The organism is Chryseobacterium sp. JV558, from assembly GCF_033712365.1.
Classification (GTDB): domain Bacteria; phylum Bacteroidota; class Bacteroidia; order Flavobacteriales; family Weeksellaceae; genus Chryseobacterium.
This window is the reverse complement of sequence record NZ_WJHU01000005.1, coordinates 66,787-80,639: the sequence shown is the minus strand read 5'-3', so window position 1 is coordinate 80,639 and position 13,853 is coordinate 66,787. Positions and strand designations below refer to the sequence as shown.

The 13,853-nt window shown below is 35.2% G+C and carries 17 protein-coding genes and 1 pseudogene; 10 read left to right on the top strand and 8 right to left on the bottom strand.

Annotation, left to right across the window (positions count from 1 at the left end; all coding sequences use genetic code 11):
- Nucleotides 1–46: 46 nt before the first annotated feature.
- Both GFU89_RS17630 and GFU89_RS17625 read right to left on the bottom strand, forming a co-directional pair.
- Nucleotides 47–814 (bottom strand): enoyl-CoA hydratase-related protein, encoded by a 768-nt coding sequence (locus tag GFU89_RS17630; protein ID WP_318848388.1) that lies wholly within the window; start codon nucleotides 812–814, stop codon nucleotides 47–49.
- A gap of 105 nt (nucleotides 815–919) precedes the next feature.
- The gene (locus GFU89_RS17625; protein ID WP_318848387.1) at nucleotides 920–2,407 is read right to left on the bottom strand and encodes a catalase; all 1,488 of its coding nucleotides are present in this window, start codon (nucleotides 2,405–2,407) and stop codon (nucleotides 920–922) included.
- A 134-nt stretch (nucleotides 2,408–2,541) separates the two neighbouring features.
- Here GFU89_RS17625 and GFU89_RS17620 point away from each other — a divergent pair, with 134 nt between their 5' ends.
- The 10 genes and pseudogenes from GFU89_RS17620 to GFU89_RS17575 all read left to right on the top strand — a co-directional run bounded on the left by GFU89_RS17620 (nucleotide 2,542) and on the right by GFU89_RS17575 (nucleotide 10,325).
- Nucleotides 2,542–3,492 (top strand): LysR substrate-binding domain-containing protein, encoded by a 951-nt coding sequence (locus GFU89_RS17620; RefSeq protein ID WP_318848386.1) that lies wholly within the window; start codon nucleotides 2,542–2,544, stop codon nucleotides 3,490–3,492.
- A gap of 239 nt (nucleotides 3,493–3,731) precedes the next feature.
- Nucleotides 3,732–5,012, top strand: a complete 1,281-nt coding sequence (gene metK / locus GFU89_RS17615; RefSeq protein ID WP_318848385.1) for a methionine adenosyltransferase — start codon at nucleotides 3,732–3,734, stop codon at nucleotides 5,010–5,012.
- A gap of 86 nt (nucleotides 5,013–5,098) precedes the next feature.
- Entirely contained in the window at nucleotides 5,099–5,590 is a 492-nt protein-coding gene (locus tag GFU89_RS17610) for a hypothetical protein (RefSeq protein ID WP_318848384.1), read from the top strand.
- 195 nt (nucleotides 5,591–5,785) lie between these two features.
- The gene (locus tag GFU89_RS17605; RefSeq protein ID WP_318848383.1) at nucleotides 5,786–6,376 is read left to right on the top strand and encodes an RNA polymerase sigma factor; all 591 of its coding nucleotides are present in this window, start codon (nucleotides 5,786–5,788) and stop codon (nucleotides 6,374–6,376) included.
- Nucleotides 6,377–6,423: 47 nt separating this feature from the next.
- A complete protein-coding gene (locus tag GFU89_RS17600; RefSeq protein ID WP_318848382.1) occupies nucleotides 6,424–6,558 on the top strand; it encodes a hypothetical protein in 135 nt (44 codons plus the stop codon).
- A gap of 20 nt (nucleotides 6,559–6,578) precedes the next feature.
- Nucleotides 6,579–7,274 (top strand): YjjG family noncanonical pyrimidine nucleotidase, encoded by a 696-nt coding sequence (locus GFU89_RS17595; RefSeq protein WP_318848381.1) that lies wholly within the window; start codon nucleotides 6,579–6,581, stop codon nucleotides 7,272–7,274.
- 201 nt (nucleotides 7,275–7,475) lie between these two features.
- Nucleotides 7,476–7,925 (top strand): PepSY-like domain-containing protein, encoded by a 450-nt coding sequence (locus GFU89_RS17590; protein WP_318848380.1) that lies wholly within the window; start codon nucleotides 7,476–7,478, stop codon nucleotides 7,923–7,925.
- 31 nt (nucleotides 7,926–7,956) lie between these two features.
- Nucleotides 7,957–8,166: pseudogene (locus tag GFU89_RS17585) on the top strand (PepSY-like domain-containing protein); the annotation flags it as partial.
- Between the two features lie 201 nt (nucleotides 8,167–8,367).
- Nucleotides 8,368–9,039, top strand: a complete 672-nt coding sequence (locus GFU89_RS17580; RefSeq protein ID WP_318848378.1) for a response regulator transcription factor — start codon at nucleotides 8,368–8,370, stop codon at nucleotides 9,037–9,039.
- Entirely contained in the window at nucleotides 9,039–10,325 is a 1,287-nt protein-coding gene (locus GFU89_RS17575; protein WP_318848377.1) for a HAMP domain-containing sensor histidine kinase, read from the top strand. Before GFU89_RS17580 ends, GFU89_RS17575 begins: the two co-directional genes overlap by 1 nt.
- Nucleotides 10,326–10,395: 70 nt before the next feature.
- Here GFU89_RS17575 and trpS read toward each other — a convergent pair whose 3' ends face one another.
- From trpS to GFU89_RS17545, 6 genes are all read right to left on the bottom strand, one after another.
- Entirely contained in the window at nucleotides 10,396–11,364 is a 969-nt protein-coding gene (gene trpS, locus GFU89_RS17570; RefSeq protein WP_318848376.1) for a tryptophan--tRNA ligase, read from the bottom strand.
- 268 nt (nucleotides 11,365–11,632) lie between these two features.
- Entirely contained in the window at nucleotides 11,633–12,277 is a 645-nt protein-coding gene (locus tag GFU89_RS17565; protein ID WP_318848375.1) for a vancomycin high temperature exclusion protein, read from the bottom strand.
- Nucleotides 12,278–12,292: 15 nt separating this feature from the next.
- Entirely contained in the window at nucleotides 12,293–12,934 is a 642-nt protein-coding gene (locus tag GFU89_RS17560) for a lipoprotein signal peptidase (protein WP_318848374.1), read from the bottom strand.
- Nucleotides 12,934–13,128, bottom strand: coding sequence for a DUF2683 family protein (locus GFU89_RS17555; RefSeq protein WP_318848373.1), 195 nt, complete (start codon nucleotides 13,126–13,128; stop codon nucleotides 12,934–12,936). The genes GFU89_RS17560 and GFU89_RS17555 overlap by 1 nt, the downstream gene beginning before the upstream one ends.
- A 16-nt stretch (nucleotides 13,129–13,144) precedes the next feature.
- A complete protein-coding gene (locus tag GFU89_RS17550; RefSeq protein WP_318848372.1) occupies nucleotides 13,145–13,390 on the bottom strand; it encodes a DUF6576 domain-containing protein in 246 nt (81 codons plus the stop codon).
- Nucleotides 13,391–13,468: 78 nt separating this feature from the next.
- Nucleotides 13,469–13,849, bottom strand: a complete 381-nt coding sequence (locus GFU89_RS17545) for a TraR/DksA family transcriptional regulator (RefSeq protein ID WP_002983772.1) — start codon at nucleotides 13,847–13,849, stop codon at nucleotides 13,469–13,471.
- Nucleotides 13,850–13,853: the final 4 nt, after the last annotated feature.

Here is a 13,853-nt window from a genome sequence, read left to right as displayed (position 1 = left end):
ATTGTTTTTTTTCGAAATAATTTGGATTAAAATCTTTTAAAAAGATTTAGAAGTTAGGTCTTCTCTTCTCTAGAAACGCAGTAACTCCTTCTTTCTTATCTTCCATTTCAAAAAGTTCCCCAAAATATTTAATTTCAGTTTCAAAACCTTTCTCCGTGTCAGATAAATTCACGGCATTTATAGCCTTCGAGATTGCCATTGGTGAATTGTGGGCAATCGTATTTGCTAATTCTTTCGTTTTGGTTAATAGTTCTTCAATAGGATATACTTCATTTACCAGTCCGATCTCTTTTGCTTTTTGAGCAGGGATCATTTTGGCAGAGAAGATCATTTCGTTGGCAATACCTTTTCCTACAAGCTTTGGAAGCCTTTGAGTTCCGCCGTATCCCGGGATTAATCCAAGAGTTACTTCAGGAAGCCCTAGTCTGGCGTTTTCCGATGCATATCTGATGTGGCATGCCATGGCAAGCTCTAAACCTCCTCCTAATGCAAAACCGTTTACGGCTGCAATAACAGGTTTAGACATATTTTCAATTTTATTGAACAATGTATTTTGTCCGTTTCTTGCAAGTTCTTCCGCTTTTTCCTGTCCGAAGTCGCTGAATTCCTTGATGTCAGCACCTGCTACAAAAGATTTTTCTCCACTTCCTGTAAGGATAATTACCCTGCAGGAGTTGTCAGCTTTAAGCTCATCCAGTGCGGTACTGATTTCCTGAATTGTTTTTGCATTTAAAGCATTTAAACTTTCAGGTCTGTTTATGGTAATGATAGATAATTTATCTTCTTTTTTTAATAATATGTTGTCGTAACTCATTTTTCCACTTTAAAATATCATCCTTTGCAAATTATGAATTTTTTGCAAAAAAAAGGAAAAAATATTATTTTTTTTTCCTTTTTTTTAATTTATTATTCAATATGATTATTTGGAATGATTCATCATATTTGCATCAATATTGACGTTTAGCTGAGAAGCCACTTTCATGCCAAGCTCAATATTGGCACGGAAAAAGTGACATAATTGTCGGTTGATAATCTCATCTTTTTTCGGCCCGCTGATGCCTTGCATGCTGCCAATAATATTTTGGATCAAACGATTTCTGTCTTCCGCATCCATTGCTTTTGAATAAAGCAGTCCGGGTTGAGTATAATGATCACTGTCATTATCATTTCTGTTGTAGCTCGCTACATGAGCACTGTCTAGTTCATACTCAAAGCTTTTGTAATCAGAATCCGCATTGATATCATCGAAACTGTTCGGATGGTAATTGGGTTTATCCTGATAAGAGCTTGAGTCTGCCATATAACCATCTCTTTGATAATTATTGACTGCAAAAGGACATCTGTTCACTTCCAGCTGATGTGCATTGACGCCCACTCTGTAACGGTGTGCATCAGGATAGGAGAATAATCTTCCCTGCAGCATTTTGTCAGGGGAGAAACTAATTCCGTTAATCAGGCTGCTTGGTGAAAAAGTAGACTGTTCAACATGAGCAAAATAATTAACAGGAACTTCATTAAGTTCCATTTCTCCTACCTCAATCAATGGGAAGTCATCGTGGAACCATACTTTGGTTACATCAAAAGGATTCCATCTGAAATCTTTTGCCTGCTCTTCGGTCATCACCTGGATGTATAGAGTCCATTTCGGGAAGTCTCCATTTTCAATCGCATTGCAAAGATCTTCCTGAGCGAAATCCGGGTTTTCTCCTGCCATTTTTACAGCTTCCTCATCAGTGAAGTTTTTTACTCCCTGTTTTGTTTTGAAATGAAATTTTACCCATACTCTTTCATTATTATCATTGATCATAGAGAAAGTATGAGACCCAAATCCATGCATATGTCTGTATCCGTATGGCGTTCCTCTGTCTGACATTAGTATAAGAACCTGATGAAGTGATTCAGGATTTAAACTCCAGAAATCCCACATCATGGTGGCGCTTTTTAAATTGGTTTTTGGAAGCCTTTTTTGGGTATGAATAAAATCCGGAAATTTTTTTGCATCCTTAATAAAGAATACCGGAGTATTATTTCCTACAAGATCCCAGTTCCCATCTTCTGTATAAAATTTTAAAGCAAAACCTCTAGGGTCTCTTGCGGTATCTGCGCTTCCTTTTTCTCCTCCTACAGTAGAGAATCGTGCAAACATTCTGCATGAATTTCCTACTTTCGAAAACAGCTTTGCTTTTGTGTACTGGCTGATATCATGGGTTACGGTAAAGGTTCCGTATGCTCCGCTTCCTTTGGCGTGCACTATTCTTTCAGGAATTCTTTCCCTAACGAAATGGGCAAGATTTTCCTGAAGAATAAAGTCTTGCAGCAATACCGGGCCTCTTGGTCCTACCGTCTGTGAATCCTGATGCTCAAAGTAAGGTGCGCCGTTGCTTAACGTTAATTTTTTAGAATCCATATAATTGATGATTTGAATAATTCTTTTTCTTTTTTCTAAATCGAAGTGTAAAGGTAATGAATATCAAATTTACTTGAATTTTTAATTGCTAATAACAAAAACGTTATATCTTTGTAATAGATAATATTAATCAAATGAACATTCAGCAACTGGAGTATCTTATCGCTGTTGATAAGTATAAACATTTTGGTAAAGCAGCCCAGGCATGTTTTATTACACAACCTACGTTAAGTGCCATGATACAGAAATTTGAGGATGAACTGGATGTAAAGGTTTTCGACAGAACTACCCACCCAATTCGTACCACAGATGTAGGGCTGCAGATTATTGATCAGGCAAAAGTAATTATAGAATCTGTCAATGAGCTGAGAAACAAAGCGAACCTTTTGAATAATATTTTAGGAGGAACTCTTAATCTGGGAATTATTCCTACTGTTTCTTCTTTCATTCTGCCTACGGAAATTTTCAAATTCCTTGAAGATAATCCAAAGATCCAGATGAATGTAAAAGAAATGACAACTGATAATATTATTAAAGCTCTAAAAGCCGGAGAACTGGATGCGGGAATTATCTCAACTCCTTATGATACAGCTGACGAGTTTTATCAGGATTTCTTATTCAATGAAGAGCTGATGATTTACAGTTCCAATACAGAAGCCAACAAAAAGAATTCTTACATCATTCCGGAGGATTTGAATGTAGAGAAAGTATGGCTGCTTGAAGAAGGAAACTGTCTTAGAAATCAGTTTGAAAATATCTGTCACCTTAAGGAAAATACATTGAAGCCTAAAAATTTAGACTTCCTGGCTTCCAATATCCAGACTTTGGTACACATGGTGGATAAAGTAGGAGGAATCAGTATTCTGCCGGAGCTTGCACTGAGCCAGCTTTCAGAAGAACAGAAGAAAAATGTTTTCAGATTCAAAAAACCTTTCCCTTACCGAGAAATCAGTATTATTTATTATAAGCCAACTTTTAAGCAAAAAATAATTGATGAATTGTCACATTCTATCAAAACTTCTTTAGAACTTAAGCTGAATTATCACGAAAGTCCAAAAGAATTTGTAAGCATTAAGCCTCAGTAATGGTAATGCTTTAAAGTGATAGAAATCATCAATTTAAATAAAATTATAATTAATAAACAAAATTTTTGAGTATTACGAAAATAGTACTTAAATTTGCTGACGTTTATTACGAGGAAAAATTTGACCTGATTGCAACCTCTATAAAAATATGCTAAAACAGTATTCTTTTTTTCTGGGCAATTTATTTCATATTTTTCGCAAACATTATTTTTTTAAATCTTTAAAAACAAAAGAATTATATGTCTTATTTATTTACGTCTGAATCAGTTTCAGAAGGACATCCGGATAAAATTGCCGATCAAATCTCCGATGCATTAATCGACCATTTTTTAGCATACGATAAAAACTCAAAAGTAGCATGTGAAACTCTTGTAACTACCGGACAGGTGGTATTGGCAGGAGAAGTAAAATCTGATGCTTATCTTGATGTACAGACCATTGCCAGAGAAGTAATCAACGGAATTGGGTATACAAAAGGTGAATATATGTTCAATGGAGATTCTTGTGGAGTAATCTCTGCTATCCATGAGCAGTCACCTGATATCAACCAGGGAGTTGACAGAGCTGTAAATGATGGATCTTTTGAAGCGAAAGCAAATGCACAGGGAGCAGGAGACCAGGGAATGATGTTTGGGTATGCTACCAATGAAACGGCTAACTATATGCCTCTTGCATTAGACCTTGCTCACACAATTTTGAAAGAACTTTCTGCCATCAGAAGAGAAAATAAGGAAATCACTTATCTTCGTCCGGATGCAAAAAGTCAGGTAACTATTGAATATTCTGATGACCACAGACCTATCAGAATTGATTCTATTGTAGTTTCTACTCAGCATGATGACTTCGCCGCTGAAGAGGAAATGCTGAACAAAATCCGTGAAGATATTAAAAACATTCTGGTTCCAAGAGTTGTTGCACAACAGACGGAAGAAATCAAAGCTTTATTCAACGATCAGATTAAATATCACATCAATCCTACAGGGAAATTCGTAATCGGAGGACCTCATGGAGATACAGGCCTTACAGGTAGAAAAATCATTGTTGATACCTACGGTGGTAAAGGAGCTCACGGTGGAGGAGCTTTCTCAGGAAAAGATCCTTCTAAAGTAGACAGAAGCGCAGCCTATGCAACAAGACATATTGCTAAAAACTTAGTTGCTGCAGGAGTAGCTGATGAAGTTTTAGTACAGGTTTCTTATGCTATTGGGGTAGCTGAGCCTTGTGGTTTATACATCAACACTTACGGAACAGCAAAAATAGACCTTCATGATGGTGAGATCGCTAAAAAAGTTTCTGCAATTTTTGATTTAAGACCTTATGCTATTGAGCAGAACCTAAAATTAAGAAATCCTGTTTATCAGGAAACAGCTTCTTACGGACATATGGGTAAAGAGCACTATGTAGCTGATAAAACGTTCAATAAAGGACAGAAAAATGAGCTTACTTTAAAAGATCTTGAGTTCTTTACTTGGGAGAAATTAGACAAAGTAGAGGAAATTAAAACCGCTTTCGGAATTTAATTTTCCTTTTAAAAAATAATAAATGGGCTGCTTTATCTTTGGATAAGGCAGTTTTTTTTAATTTTACACCTTAATAATATAGAAAGATGATGAATTTTCGAACTGTAGTTGCTGTCCTTTCCCTGTTTTTGCTAAGTACATTAGCAAAGGCACAATATACCATGCATAAAATGATCAGTGTGGGGTATACTTACCAAAATCAAAGTTTTGGTGAAGTAGGAGGGAAGTTGCTTTTTCTTAAAAATGATGATGTGATTTACAGATTGGGAGGATCTGCCCTGATGGGAGTTGCGGATTCTAAGTTTGCTATTATGCCGAAGCTGCAGGCAGATGTTCTTCTAAATTTTGAAAAAAATGTAGACTTCTATCACTCCTATTACTTTTTAGCAGGAGTAGAAGGAACCAATAAATATATTGCCCCAAAAATAGGAGTTACTTTATTTGGTATGCTGGACCTTACCGGAGGCTATGCTTTTCCTATCGGAGACACCCGATTGAATGGAAAAGAAATGAAAGGTCTGAATATTAATTTTACATTAAATATCCCTACTGTATTCATTCATGACATGTTTAAGTGATTTTTATTAAATTTTTCTTTCGAAAATTTAATAATAGGTTAACAGTTATTAAAAAATTATTATATTTACATCATAATAATTGTACTACCGCCTATAGAAGAGACTCTACTCTAGAACTGTTTTGTTTATGCAGCAAAAGCCAGATGAAATATCTGGTAGAATGCCTGTCTACAAATATTTATATTGAGAAGAGTTATGAAATCAAAATCGGATAGTTTACTAATTTCCCTTTACCAGAAAGGAGACGAGGGTGCATTGTCAACCCTTATTCACCGACATCAGAGAGAACTGTTTACATTCATTTTTTACAAAATTAATGATCAAGATTTAGCCAACGATATCTTTCAGGATACATTCATGAAGATTATTGTTATGCTGAAAGAAGGGCGCTATAACGAAGAAGGTAAATTTATTCTTTGGGCGAAAAGGATTTCCTACAATTTAATCATCGATCATTTCAGATCAAAAGCAAAGAATATCAAAGTTTCAGAAACTACTTTTGAAACTGACGAATACTCTATCTTTGATTTGATCAGAGAGCCTTCTGAAAATATCGAAGATCAGCTTGTGACGAATCAGATTCAGGAAGATCTTTTAAAGATGCTGCAGTTTTTACCGCAAAATCAGCAAGAAGTAATCAAACTTAGGTTTTTTGACGGGCTGAGTTTCAAGGAAATTGCAGATCATACGGATATGAGCATTAATACTACTTTAGGCAGAGTAAGATATGCATTGATAAACCTGAGAAAAATCATGGATGAAAATAATATAATATTAACCAGATAGATAATATTTTGGAAAATTTCACGTTTTAAAGAAAACATACTTCGCCTATGAAAAAAAATGATTCTTTAAAAGTGAAAACTTTGAAACCTAAGAAACAAACCATTGATTTTTTGCTTAATTTTTCTAAAAGTCTTGAGATTGTGAAAAGTAAGAGCAAAAATTATCCAATTTTAAAAAATTAAAATGATTAACTTTGTGCTGTATGAAAATGCAGCATGTTTTTTTTGACCTGGATAATACGCTCTGGGATCACCGCAGAAATGCCTATCTCACCATCAAAGAACTTTTTGAAAAACAGGAAATTACTTCAAAGTATCATATTGACTTTGAAGAGTTTCACTCTGTTTACCATGATATCAACGAAGATTTATGGGAAAAAATCAGAGATGGGATTATTGGCAAGGAGTACTTGAGAGAACACCGTTTTTATGATTCATTTAAACATTTTGGAGTAGAAAATAAAGAGCTTGCCCTTTATTTTGAAGAAAATTTCCTTGATAATATTGTGAGTCATAATGAACTGGTAGAAGGAGCTGAAGATGTTTTGGAATATCTGAAAGCTAAGAATTATACATTACACATTATTTCCAATGGATTTCAGGATGTAACGGAAAGAAAATGCACTCTGTCCGGAATTGCACCTTATTTTAAGACAATTACCAGTGCAGATGCCGTGGGAGTAAGAAAACCTAATCCCAGGATTTTTGAGTACTCTTTGGGACTTTCTGAAGCCAGAAAAGAAGAAAGTATTCTGATTGGAGATGACTGGATTGCAGATGCCATGGGAGCTACAGACTTCGGAATGGATGCCATCTTCTTTGATGTTTATAAAGAAGATAAGCAGAAGGAAGGGTTAAAAGCGATTACCCATCTTCAGCAGATTAAAGAATACTTATAAGATGTAAGACCATAAAGTCCAACATATAATATTGACCACTAAGATCATCTTAGTGGTTTTTCTGTTTTTATAGATTGAGAAATAAACCCAAGTATTTGAAATCATAAGTCTGCTTATTTTTTACTGAAATAATTGTTCCTAATTCTTTCCCAAATTGATTGGCAACTTTGCTCCATAATAATGACAGAAAAATTAAATGTTATGAAAAATGTAAAAGAAATCACAGGAGTATTGATGATCATGTTTTTATTAATGGGAGGTTTGGTTTCTGCTCAGGATAGAGCGATCAATGCAAATCAGTTACCCAGAACAGCCAAAAACTTTCTTGGGAGTCATTTTAAAGGAATACCTGTAAACTCAGCCATAGAAGACAGAGAGATTTATGGAGTAGACGAATATAAAGTATATCTGACCAATGGAATGAAAATGGAGTTCGACAGCAATGGAGACTGGAAGGAAGTGGATGGGAAACATCAGAAACTACCCTATGGTTTCATCCCGGCATCAATCAGAAATTACAGTGCGAAAAACTTTCCCAATACTTACATCATCAAGATTGAAAAGAAAAGATGGTCTTATAAAGCAGAACTTTCCAACGGATTGGAGCTTGAATTTGACAGAAACGGAAATTTTAAAAGAATTGACGATTAATTCAGAAGTAATATAAACACTAAATTTTAATAGTATGGTCAACTGGAATTTAATAAACAGCAACGGCAGAAAGATTTCTTCTGCGCAGATTAGAAAGAATATGGTTTCATTTATAACAAGAAACCATTCTTGCAGCGTAATTGAATCTATTGAAAGAAAATATAACGCTTACAAAATTCATTTGATGAACGGTCTATGTCTTGTTTTTGATGCAGACGGCCGTAATGTGAAATCAAATTAGATTATCCATGAAAAAGGACCTGAGGAAAGAAGGTAGGGAGTATTTCCATTTTGTAGACATCTTATCGGTAATTTATCATATAACCCTTATACTGATCATATTCTCGTAGACTTTCGGATGTGTATCCCTATCTCCGGCTTCCCTCCTTATAATTTCCTATATTTGATATAAGTTAATCGCGCAGCATATAGACCCAGAGGTATGAAGATTTTAATAGTAGAAGATGAGCCCGAACTGAAAGATACGGTACAGAAATTTCTGGAGGCAGAACATTTCATTGTGGAATATGCAGAAAATTACAGCAACGGGCTGGAGAAAATTATTTCTTATGAATATGACTGTATTTTACTTGATATCATGCTTCCTGACGGAAATGGAATTGATCTGCTAAAGGAAATCAAAAAAATGCACAAGAAAGATCCGGTGATCATCCTTTCTGCCAAAGACTCAGTAGATGATAAGGTAACCGGATTGGAAATTGGGGCTGATGATTATCTTGCCAAACCTTTTCATCTTGCAGAGTTAATGGCGAGAATCAAGTCTGTAATCAGAAGAAAAAATCAGGATGGTGAGAATATTATCCGATATAAAAATATAAGCATCGATCCGGAGAACAGAACTGTGAAAGTTGGGAGTGAAGAACTTATTCTTAACCGTAAAGAATATGATTTGCTGTATTATTTTGTCATCCATCCAGAAAAAACGTTACAGAAAACTACACTGGCAGAAGCTATCTGGGGAGATTATATCGATCAGGCGGACAGTCTGGATTTTATTTATTCTCAAATTAAAAATCTTCGTAAAAAATTAAAAACACTCAATGCAGAAGCTGATTTCCAGGCGGTGTACGGAATAGGATATAAATTCATCTGATGAAAGTCTCTTTAAAATATTATACCATAAAATACCTGATCATGATCCTGCTGTTTATTATTGCAGTTTGGGCAGGGTTGTTTTATGCTTACATTCTGGATGAAGTGCATGACAATGTGGATGACGGATTGAAGAATAGAAAGATCCAGATCATAAAAGCTGTTTACCTGAATCCTCAGCTGCTGAAGAATAATGATTTTGGATTCAATGAATTTAAAATCAATCCCATTGAAGCTAAAGATTACCAGAATAAAAGCAGGCTTTACAATAAGATGTATTATATGGAATACGATGATAAAGACCAGCCTTACAGAGTTCTTGAGGCAGACTTTATTGATCAGTTCAAAAATCAGCAGAGACTTGTCATAAGAACTTCTACTGTAGAAGAGGACGAATTGATTTATGATCTTACAACGGCATTAAGTGTTCTCTATATCCTTTTGGTGATCAGTATTGTGGTTGTTAATGGATATCTGTTGAACAAAGCAATGAGACCGTTCTACCTGATTTTGGATAAACTTAAAAAATATCAGTTCGGAATCCCTTTTTCACAGGAAAAACAGATTTACAAGATCACTGAGTTTGAAGAATTGAATGTGGAAATCAATGAAATGATTGAGCGTAACGAGCTTGTTTTTTATCAACAGAAACAGTTTATTGAAAATGCATCCCACGAACTTCAGACTCCCTTGGCTATTGTGATTAATAAAATTGATCTTCTGATTCAGAATGATGACCTTGATAAAAAGAGTCTGACCTTTCTTACTGAAGTTAAAAATGATCTGAGAAGAATGGTAGGCTTAAACAAATCTTTATTAATGCTTTCCAAAATTGAAAACAGTCAGTTCAATAAAACGTCAGACATTGATTTTAATGGAATGATTGCTCAATTAGTTCAGAATTATGATGATTTTATTGCATTTAAAAAAGTAGAGGTCAATGTTGTAGAGAAAGGAAAATTCGTTGCAGATTTTAATCATGATCTTGCTGATATTCTATTGTCTAACCTTCTTAAAAATGCAGTTAAATATAACAATGAAGAAGGAACTTTGAATATTATCGTTGAAAATAGCCGGATAACATTCCAAAACAGCGGATCATCTATTCCTTTGGATAAATCCAGGATCTTTAACCGTTTCTATAAACAGGGGTCAGATCATACGTCTACCGGATTAGGATTGTCCATCATTAAAACCATTATAAAACAATACTCTGGCTGGGATATTGCTTACGAATTTGGAGATCAGATGCATTACTTTATCCTGACAAAGAATAACGGAAAATAGTATTCAGAAAACGACAATAAATAGAAAAAGCCTTTCAAACGAAAGGCTTTCTTATATTAATAACTCAGGATTAAAACCCTAAGCTTGTTCTTACTCTTTTAAGAGTCTCCAGTGCGATAGGTCTGGTTTTCTCAGCACCTTGCTGTAGTTTTGCTTCCAGCTCGTCAAGATTATTCATATAATAAGCGAACGTTTCTCTTTCCTTCTCAAAACGTACAAGGATAAGATCAAGCAATTCTTTTTTAGCATGTCCGTATCCGAAGTTTCCGGCAAGATATTTATTTCTTAGCTCTTCTGTTTGTTCAGGAGTAGCAATAAGTTCATAGATCTGGAAGGTTTTATCCGTTTCAGGATCTTTAGGATCTTCCAAAGATTTAGAATCGGACTCAATGCTCATGATCTGTTTTTTCAGCTCTTTTTCAGGTAAGAAAATATTGATGATATTTCCCATAGATTTAGACATTTTACGCCCATCAGTTCCCGGAACATATTTTGTGTCCTGCTGAAGTTCAGCTTGTGGTAAAACAAGAACTTCTCCCATTTGGTTGTTGAATCTGGAAGCTACATCTCTTGCAATTTCCAAATGCTGAAGCTGATCCTTTCCTACAGGAACAATCTCTGCATCATACAGTAAAATATCTGCAGCCATCAGAATAGGGTAAGTAAAGAGACCTGCATTCACATCCTGAAGTCTGTCAGCCTTATCCTTGAATGAATGGGCCAATGTTAATCTTTGATAAGGAAAAAAACATGATAAATGCCAAGAAAGTTCACAGGTTTCAGCGATATCACTTTGTCTGTAGAAAAATGTTTTTTCAGTATCTAATCCACAAGCAAGCCAAGCCGCAGCAATCTCGTAGGTATTTTGTCTTAAAATCTGCGCATCTTTTATCTGGGTAAGCGTGTGAAGATTCGCAATAAATAGAAATGATTCATTTCCTTCCTGCTTGGATAGTTCGATAGCAGGAATAATGGCCCCTAATAAATTTCCAAGATGGGGTGTTCCGGTGGCTTGAATGCCGGTAAGAATTCTTGACATTTGTTTAAAATTTATATTAAAAAATTAATGAATAGCAAATTTACGAGGTTTGCCGGGAATAACGAAAGATAAAAGATAAAAGATAAAAGATAAAAGATAAAAGATAAAAGATAAAAGATGTTACCTTTAAATATCTTGATTCAATAGAGGTGGTCTTTAGCCTAGCCATTTTAAATGGAGAACCCATCCAAACCTACCCACTCACCAACCTTTTAACATCTTCTCATCAATCATTGGTGAAAATCCGTGTAATCTGTGGCTAAAAAAATTAAGGAATCACAATTTTCTCCCCACCAAATTTAGGTTCTACCCCGAAAAGAAGATCCCAATAGGCTTTAGCTTTAGCAGCATACTCTCTCATATTAGTCTTTAACCCTGCATATTTATTCACATCAGCAGCATTATATCCAAAGGCTTCCATTCCATTTTTTCTGGCTAGAAAAACGGCTCTTTCATTATGGAATTTCTGAGAAATGATCACCAGCTTTTTCTGGCTGAAAATATCTTTTGCCCTTACTACAGAATCCAGTGTTCTGAATCCGGCATGGTCTAAAATGATTTTATCCTGTGGAACTCCCTGCTGCATCAGTGCCAGCTGCATATCTTCAGGTTCATTATAGTCTTTGGTACTGTTATCACCACTTACGATGATGTATTGTATTTTTCCGTTTTTGTATAAGTTGGCAGCTGCTTCAATTCTGTTATAGAAATAAGCATTCGGGATTCCGTTGCTCAGAAGTTTTCCGGTTCCCAGTAACAGACCCGTTTTTGCTTCCGGTAGATCAGCGATATTGTAGGAAACGAAAGGTTCACTGTCCTTTTTGATGCTGTAATTTGCCCAGGCAATAAAAATAATTCCTGCAACCAGAAGAAGCAGGAAAATTTTAAAAATATTTTTGATTATTTTTTTCATTCGAAAATATATCTTTTAAAACTCAAGCCCATTCGGGAATGCTTTTTTTCTGAATATTAACAAGAATGCTGCACCTACCGTAATGGCAGAGTCGGCAACATTGAAAATATATTTGAAGAATTCAATATGTTTTCCTCCTATTACAGGCCAGCTTTCAGGAACGTACCAGTCTACTACCGGGAAGTGAAGCATATCTACTACACAGCCTTTCATAAAGGTAGAATATCCATGTCCGAAAGGAACAAGCTTAGAGATTCCTCCATAGCCAATCCATCGGTCGGTACTGGCATCATACACAGTTCCGGTATCAAAGATCATCCCATAAAACATTCCGTCAATAAGATTTCCGATTGCTCCGGCGAAAATGATAGCCATAGGAATCAAAAGATAATTGGAAGCTCCATCTTTTAACCATTTTTTAAACATATATACCATTCCTCCAATCAGGAAAACTCTTAGGATTACCAGAAAGTACTTTCCGATGATTCCTCCGAAATGAAATCCATAAGCCATTCCCGGGTTTTCAACAAAAGTCTTGTTAAAGAAACCGTTTACCACAGGAATACTTTCATTCAGTTCAAAATGAGTTTTGATATAAATTTTTGAAGCCTGGTCAATCAACAACACTAAAAATGTTATCGCTAATATCTTTTTCATTACTGTCCTTTAGGTTTTGAAGGTTTTGCAGCAGGTTTTATATTTTTATTATCGCTGGCTTTCTTGACCACTTTCTGTCCGTTATATGAACTTTTGACATGAGCTTTTTCAAACTTAATGTTCATTTCTTTCAGAACACTTTTCAGTGCACTAAGCTCCATTGCATTTTTTGGATGTACTATAATAGATTCCATTTCTTGTATTTAATTTTTACATTTTGGATAATTCGTCGAGTCGTTTTCTGTCTTTTTCTGATAAATCATTGACTCCGTTTTTGCCCATTTTGCTTAAAAGTCTGTCGATCTCTTTTTCCCGGTCGCGTTTATCAGAATTGAACTTGTCATCAATAGTATAGTTTTTCTGTGGTTCAGGAAAGAATCTGTTTTTGATCCGGTCTCTGTTGAAAAACAATAATATTATTACAACAATAGCTCCCAAAATTAATAATTCGCTCATGGGTATACATTAAAAATTAGGTTTATAAAGTATCCGTGAATACAATATAAACCCAATAGTATTTTACAAACCTTACGGTTATTTTTGCATGTTTTTCGCTTCGATGCTCAGCGTAGCGTGAGGAACGGCTAAAAGTCTTTCCTTAGGAATCAATTTTCCGGTTACTCTGCAAACACCATACGTTTTATTTTCGATTCTGATTAAAGCGTTTTTAAGGTCACGAACGAATTTTTCCTGTCTTCCTGCCAAAATAGAGTTCTGCTCTTTGCTCAGAGTTTCTGCCCCTTCTTCAAAAGCTTTGAAGGTAGGAGAGGTATCATCGGTTCCATTATTCTGGTCGTTGATAAAACTTTCTCTGATAAGCTGAAGATCTTTTTCTGCTTTTTCTATTTTTTCTTTAATGATCGCTTTAAATTCCTGTAAATCAGCATCGCTGTATCTAACTCTTTCGTCTGACATATTC

What these genes read in the sequence shown, in the direction of transcription:
- GFU89_RS17630 (WP_318848388.1), bottom strand. Translation starts at nt 814, where the DNA reads ATGAGTTACGACAACATATTATTAAAAAAAGAAGATAAATTATCTATC.
- GFU89_RS17625 (WP_318848387.1), bottom strand. Translation starts at nt 2,407, where the DNA reads ATGGATTCTAAAAAATTAACGTTAAGCAACGGCGCACCTTACTTTGAG.
- GFU89_RS17620 (WP_318848386.1), top strand. Translation starts at nt 2,542, where the DNA reads ATGAACATTCAGCAACTGGAGTATCTTATCGCTGTTGATAAGTATAAA.
- metK (WP_318848385.1), top strand. Translation starts at nt 3,732, where the DNA reads ATGTCTTATTTATTTACGTCTGAATCAGTTTCAGAAGGACATCCGGAT.
- GFU89_RS17610 (WP_318848384.1), top strand. Translation starts at nt 5,099, where the DNA reads ATGATGAATTTTCGAACTGTAGTTGCTGTCCTTTCCCTGTTTTTGCTA.
- GFU89_RS17605 (WP_318848383.1), top strand. Translation starts at nt 5,786, where the DNA reads ATGAAATCAAAATCGGATAGTTTACTAATTTCCCTTTACCAGAAAGGA.
- GFU89_RS17600 (WP_318848382.1), top strand. Translation starts at nt 6,424, where the DNA reads ATGAAAAAAAATGATTCTTTAAAAGTGAAAACTTTGAAACCTAAGAAA.
- GFU89_RS17595 (WP_318848381.1), top strand. Translation starts at nt 6,579, where the DNA reads ATGAAAATGCAGCATGTTTTTTTTGACCTGGATAATACGCTCTGGGAT.
- GFU89_RS17590 (WP_318848380.1), top strand. Translation starts at nt 7,476, where the DNA reads ATGAAAAATGTAAAAGAAATCACAGGAGTATTGATGATCATGTTTTTA.
- GFU89_RS17580 (WP_318848378.1), top strand. Translation starts at nt 8,368, where the DNA reads ATGAAGATTTTAATAGTAGAAGATGAGCCCGAACTGAAAGATACGGTA.
- GFU89_RS17575 (WP_318848377.1), top strand. Translation starts at nt 9,039, where the DNA reads ATGAAAGTCTCTTTAAAATATTATACCATAAAATACCTGATCATGATC.
- trpS (WP_318848376.1), bottom strand. Translation starts at nt 11,364, where the DNA reads ATGTCAAGAATTCTTACCGGCATTCAAGCCACCGGAACACCCCATCTT.
- GFU89_RS17565 (WP_318848375.1), bottom strand. Translation starts at nt 12,277, where the DNA reads ATGAAAAAAATAATCAAAAATATTTTTAAAATTTTCCTGCTTCTTCTG.
- GFU89_RS17560 (WP_318848374.1), bottom strand. Translation starts at nt 12,934, where the DNA reads ATGAAAAAGATATTAGCGATAACATTTTTAGTGTTGTTGATTGACCAG.
- GFU89_RS17555 (WP_318848373.1), bottom strand. Translation starts at nt 13,128, where the DNA reads ATGGAATCTATTATAGTACATCCAAAAAATGCAATGGAGCTTAGTGCA.
- GFU89_RS17550 (WP_318848372.1), bottom strand. Translation starts at nt 13,390, where the DNA reads ATGAGCGAATTATTAATTTTGGGAGCTATTGTTGTAATAATATTATTG.
- GFU89_RS17545 (WP_002983772.1), bottom strand. Translation starts at nt 13,849, where the DNA reads ATGTCAGACGAAAGAGTTAGATACAGCGATGCTGATTTACAGGAATTT.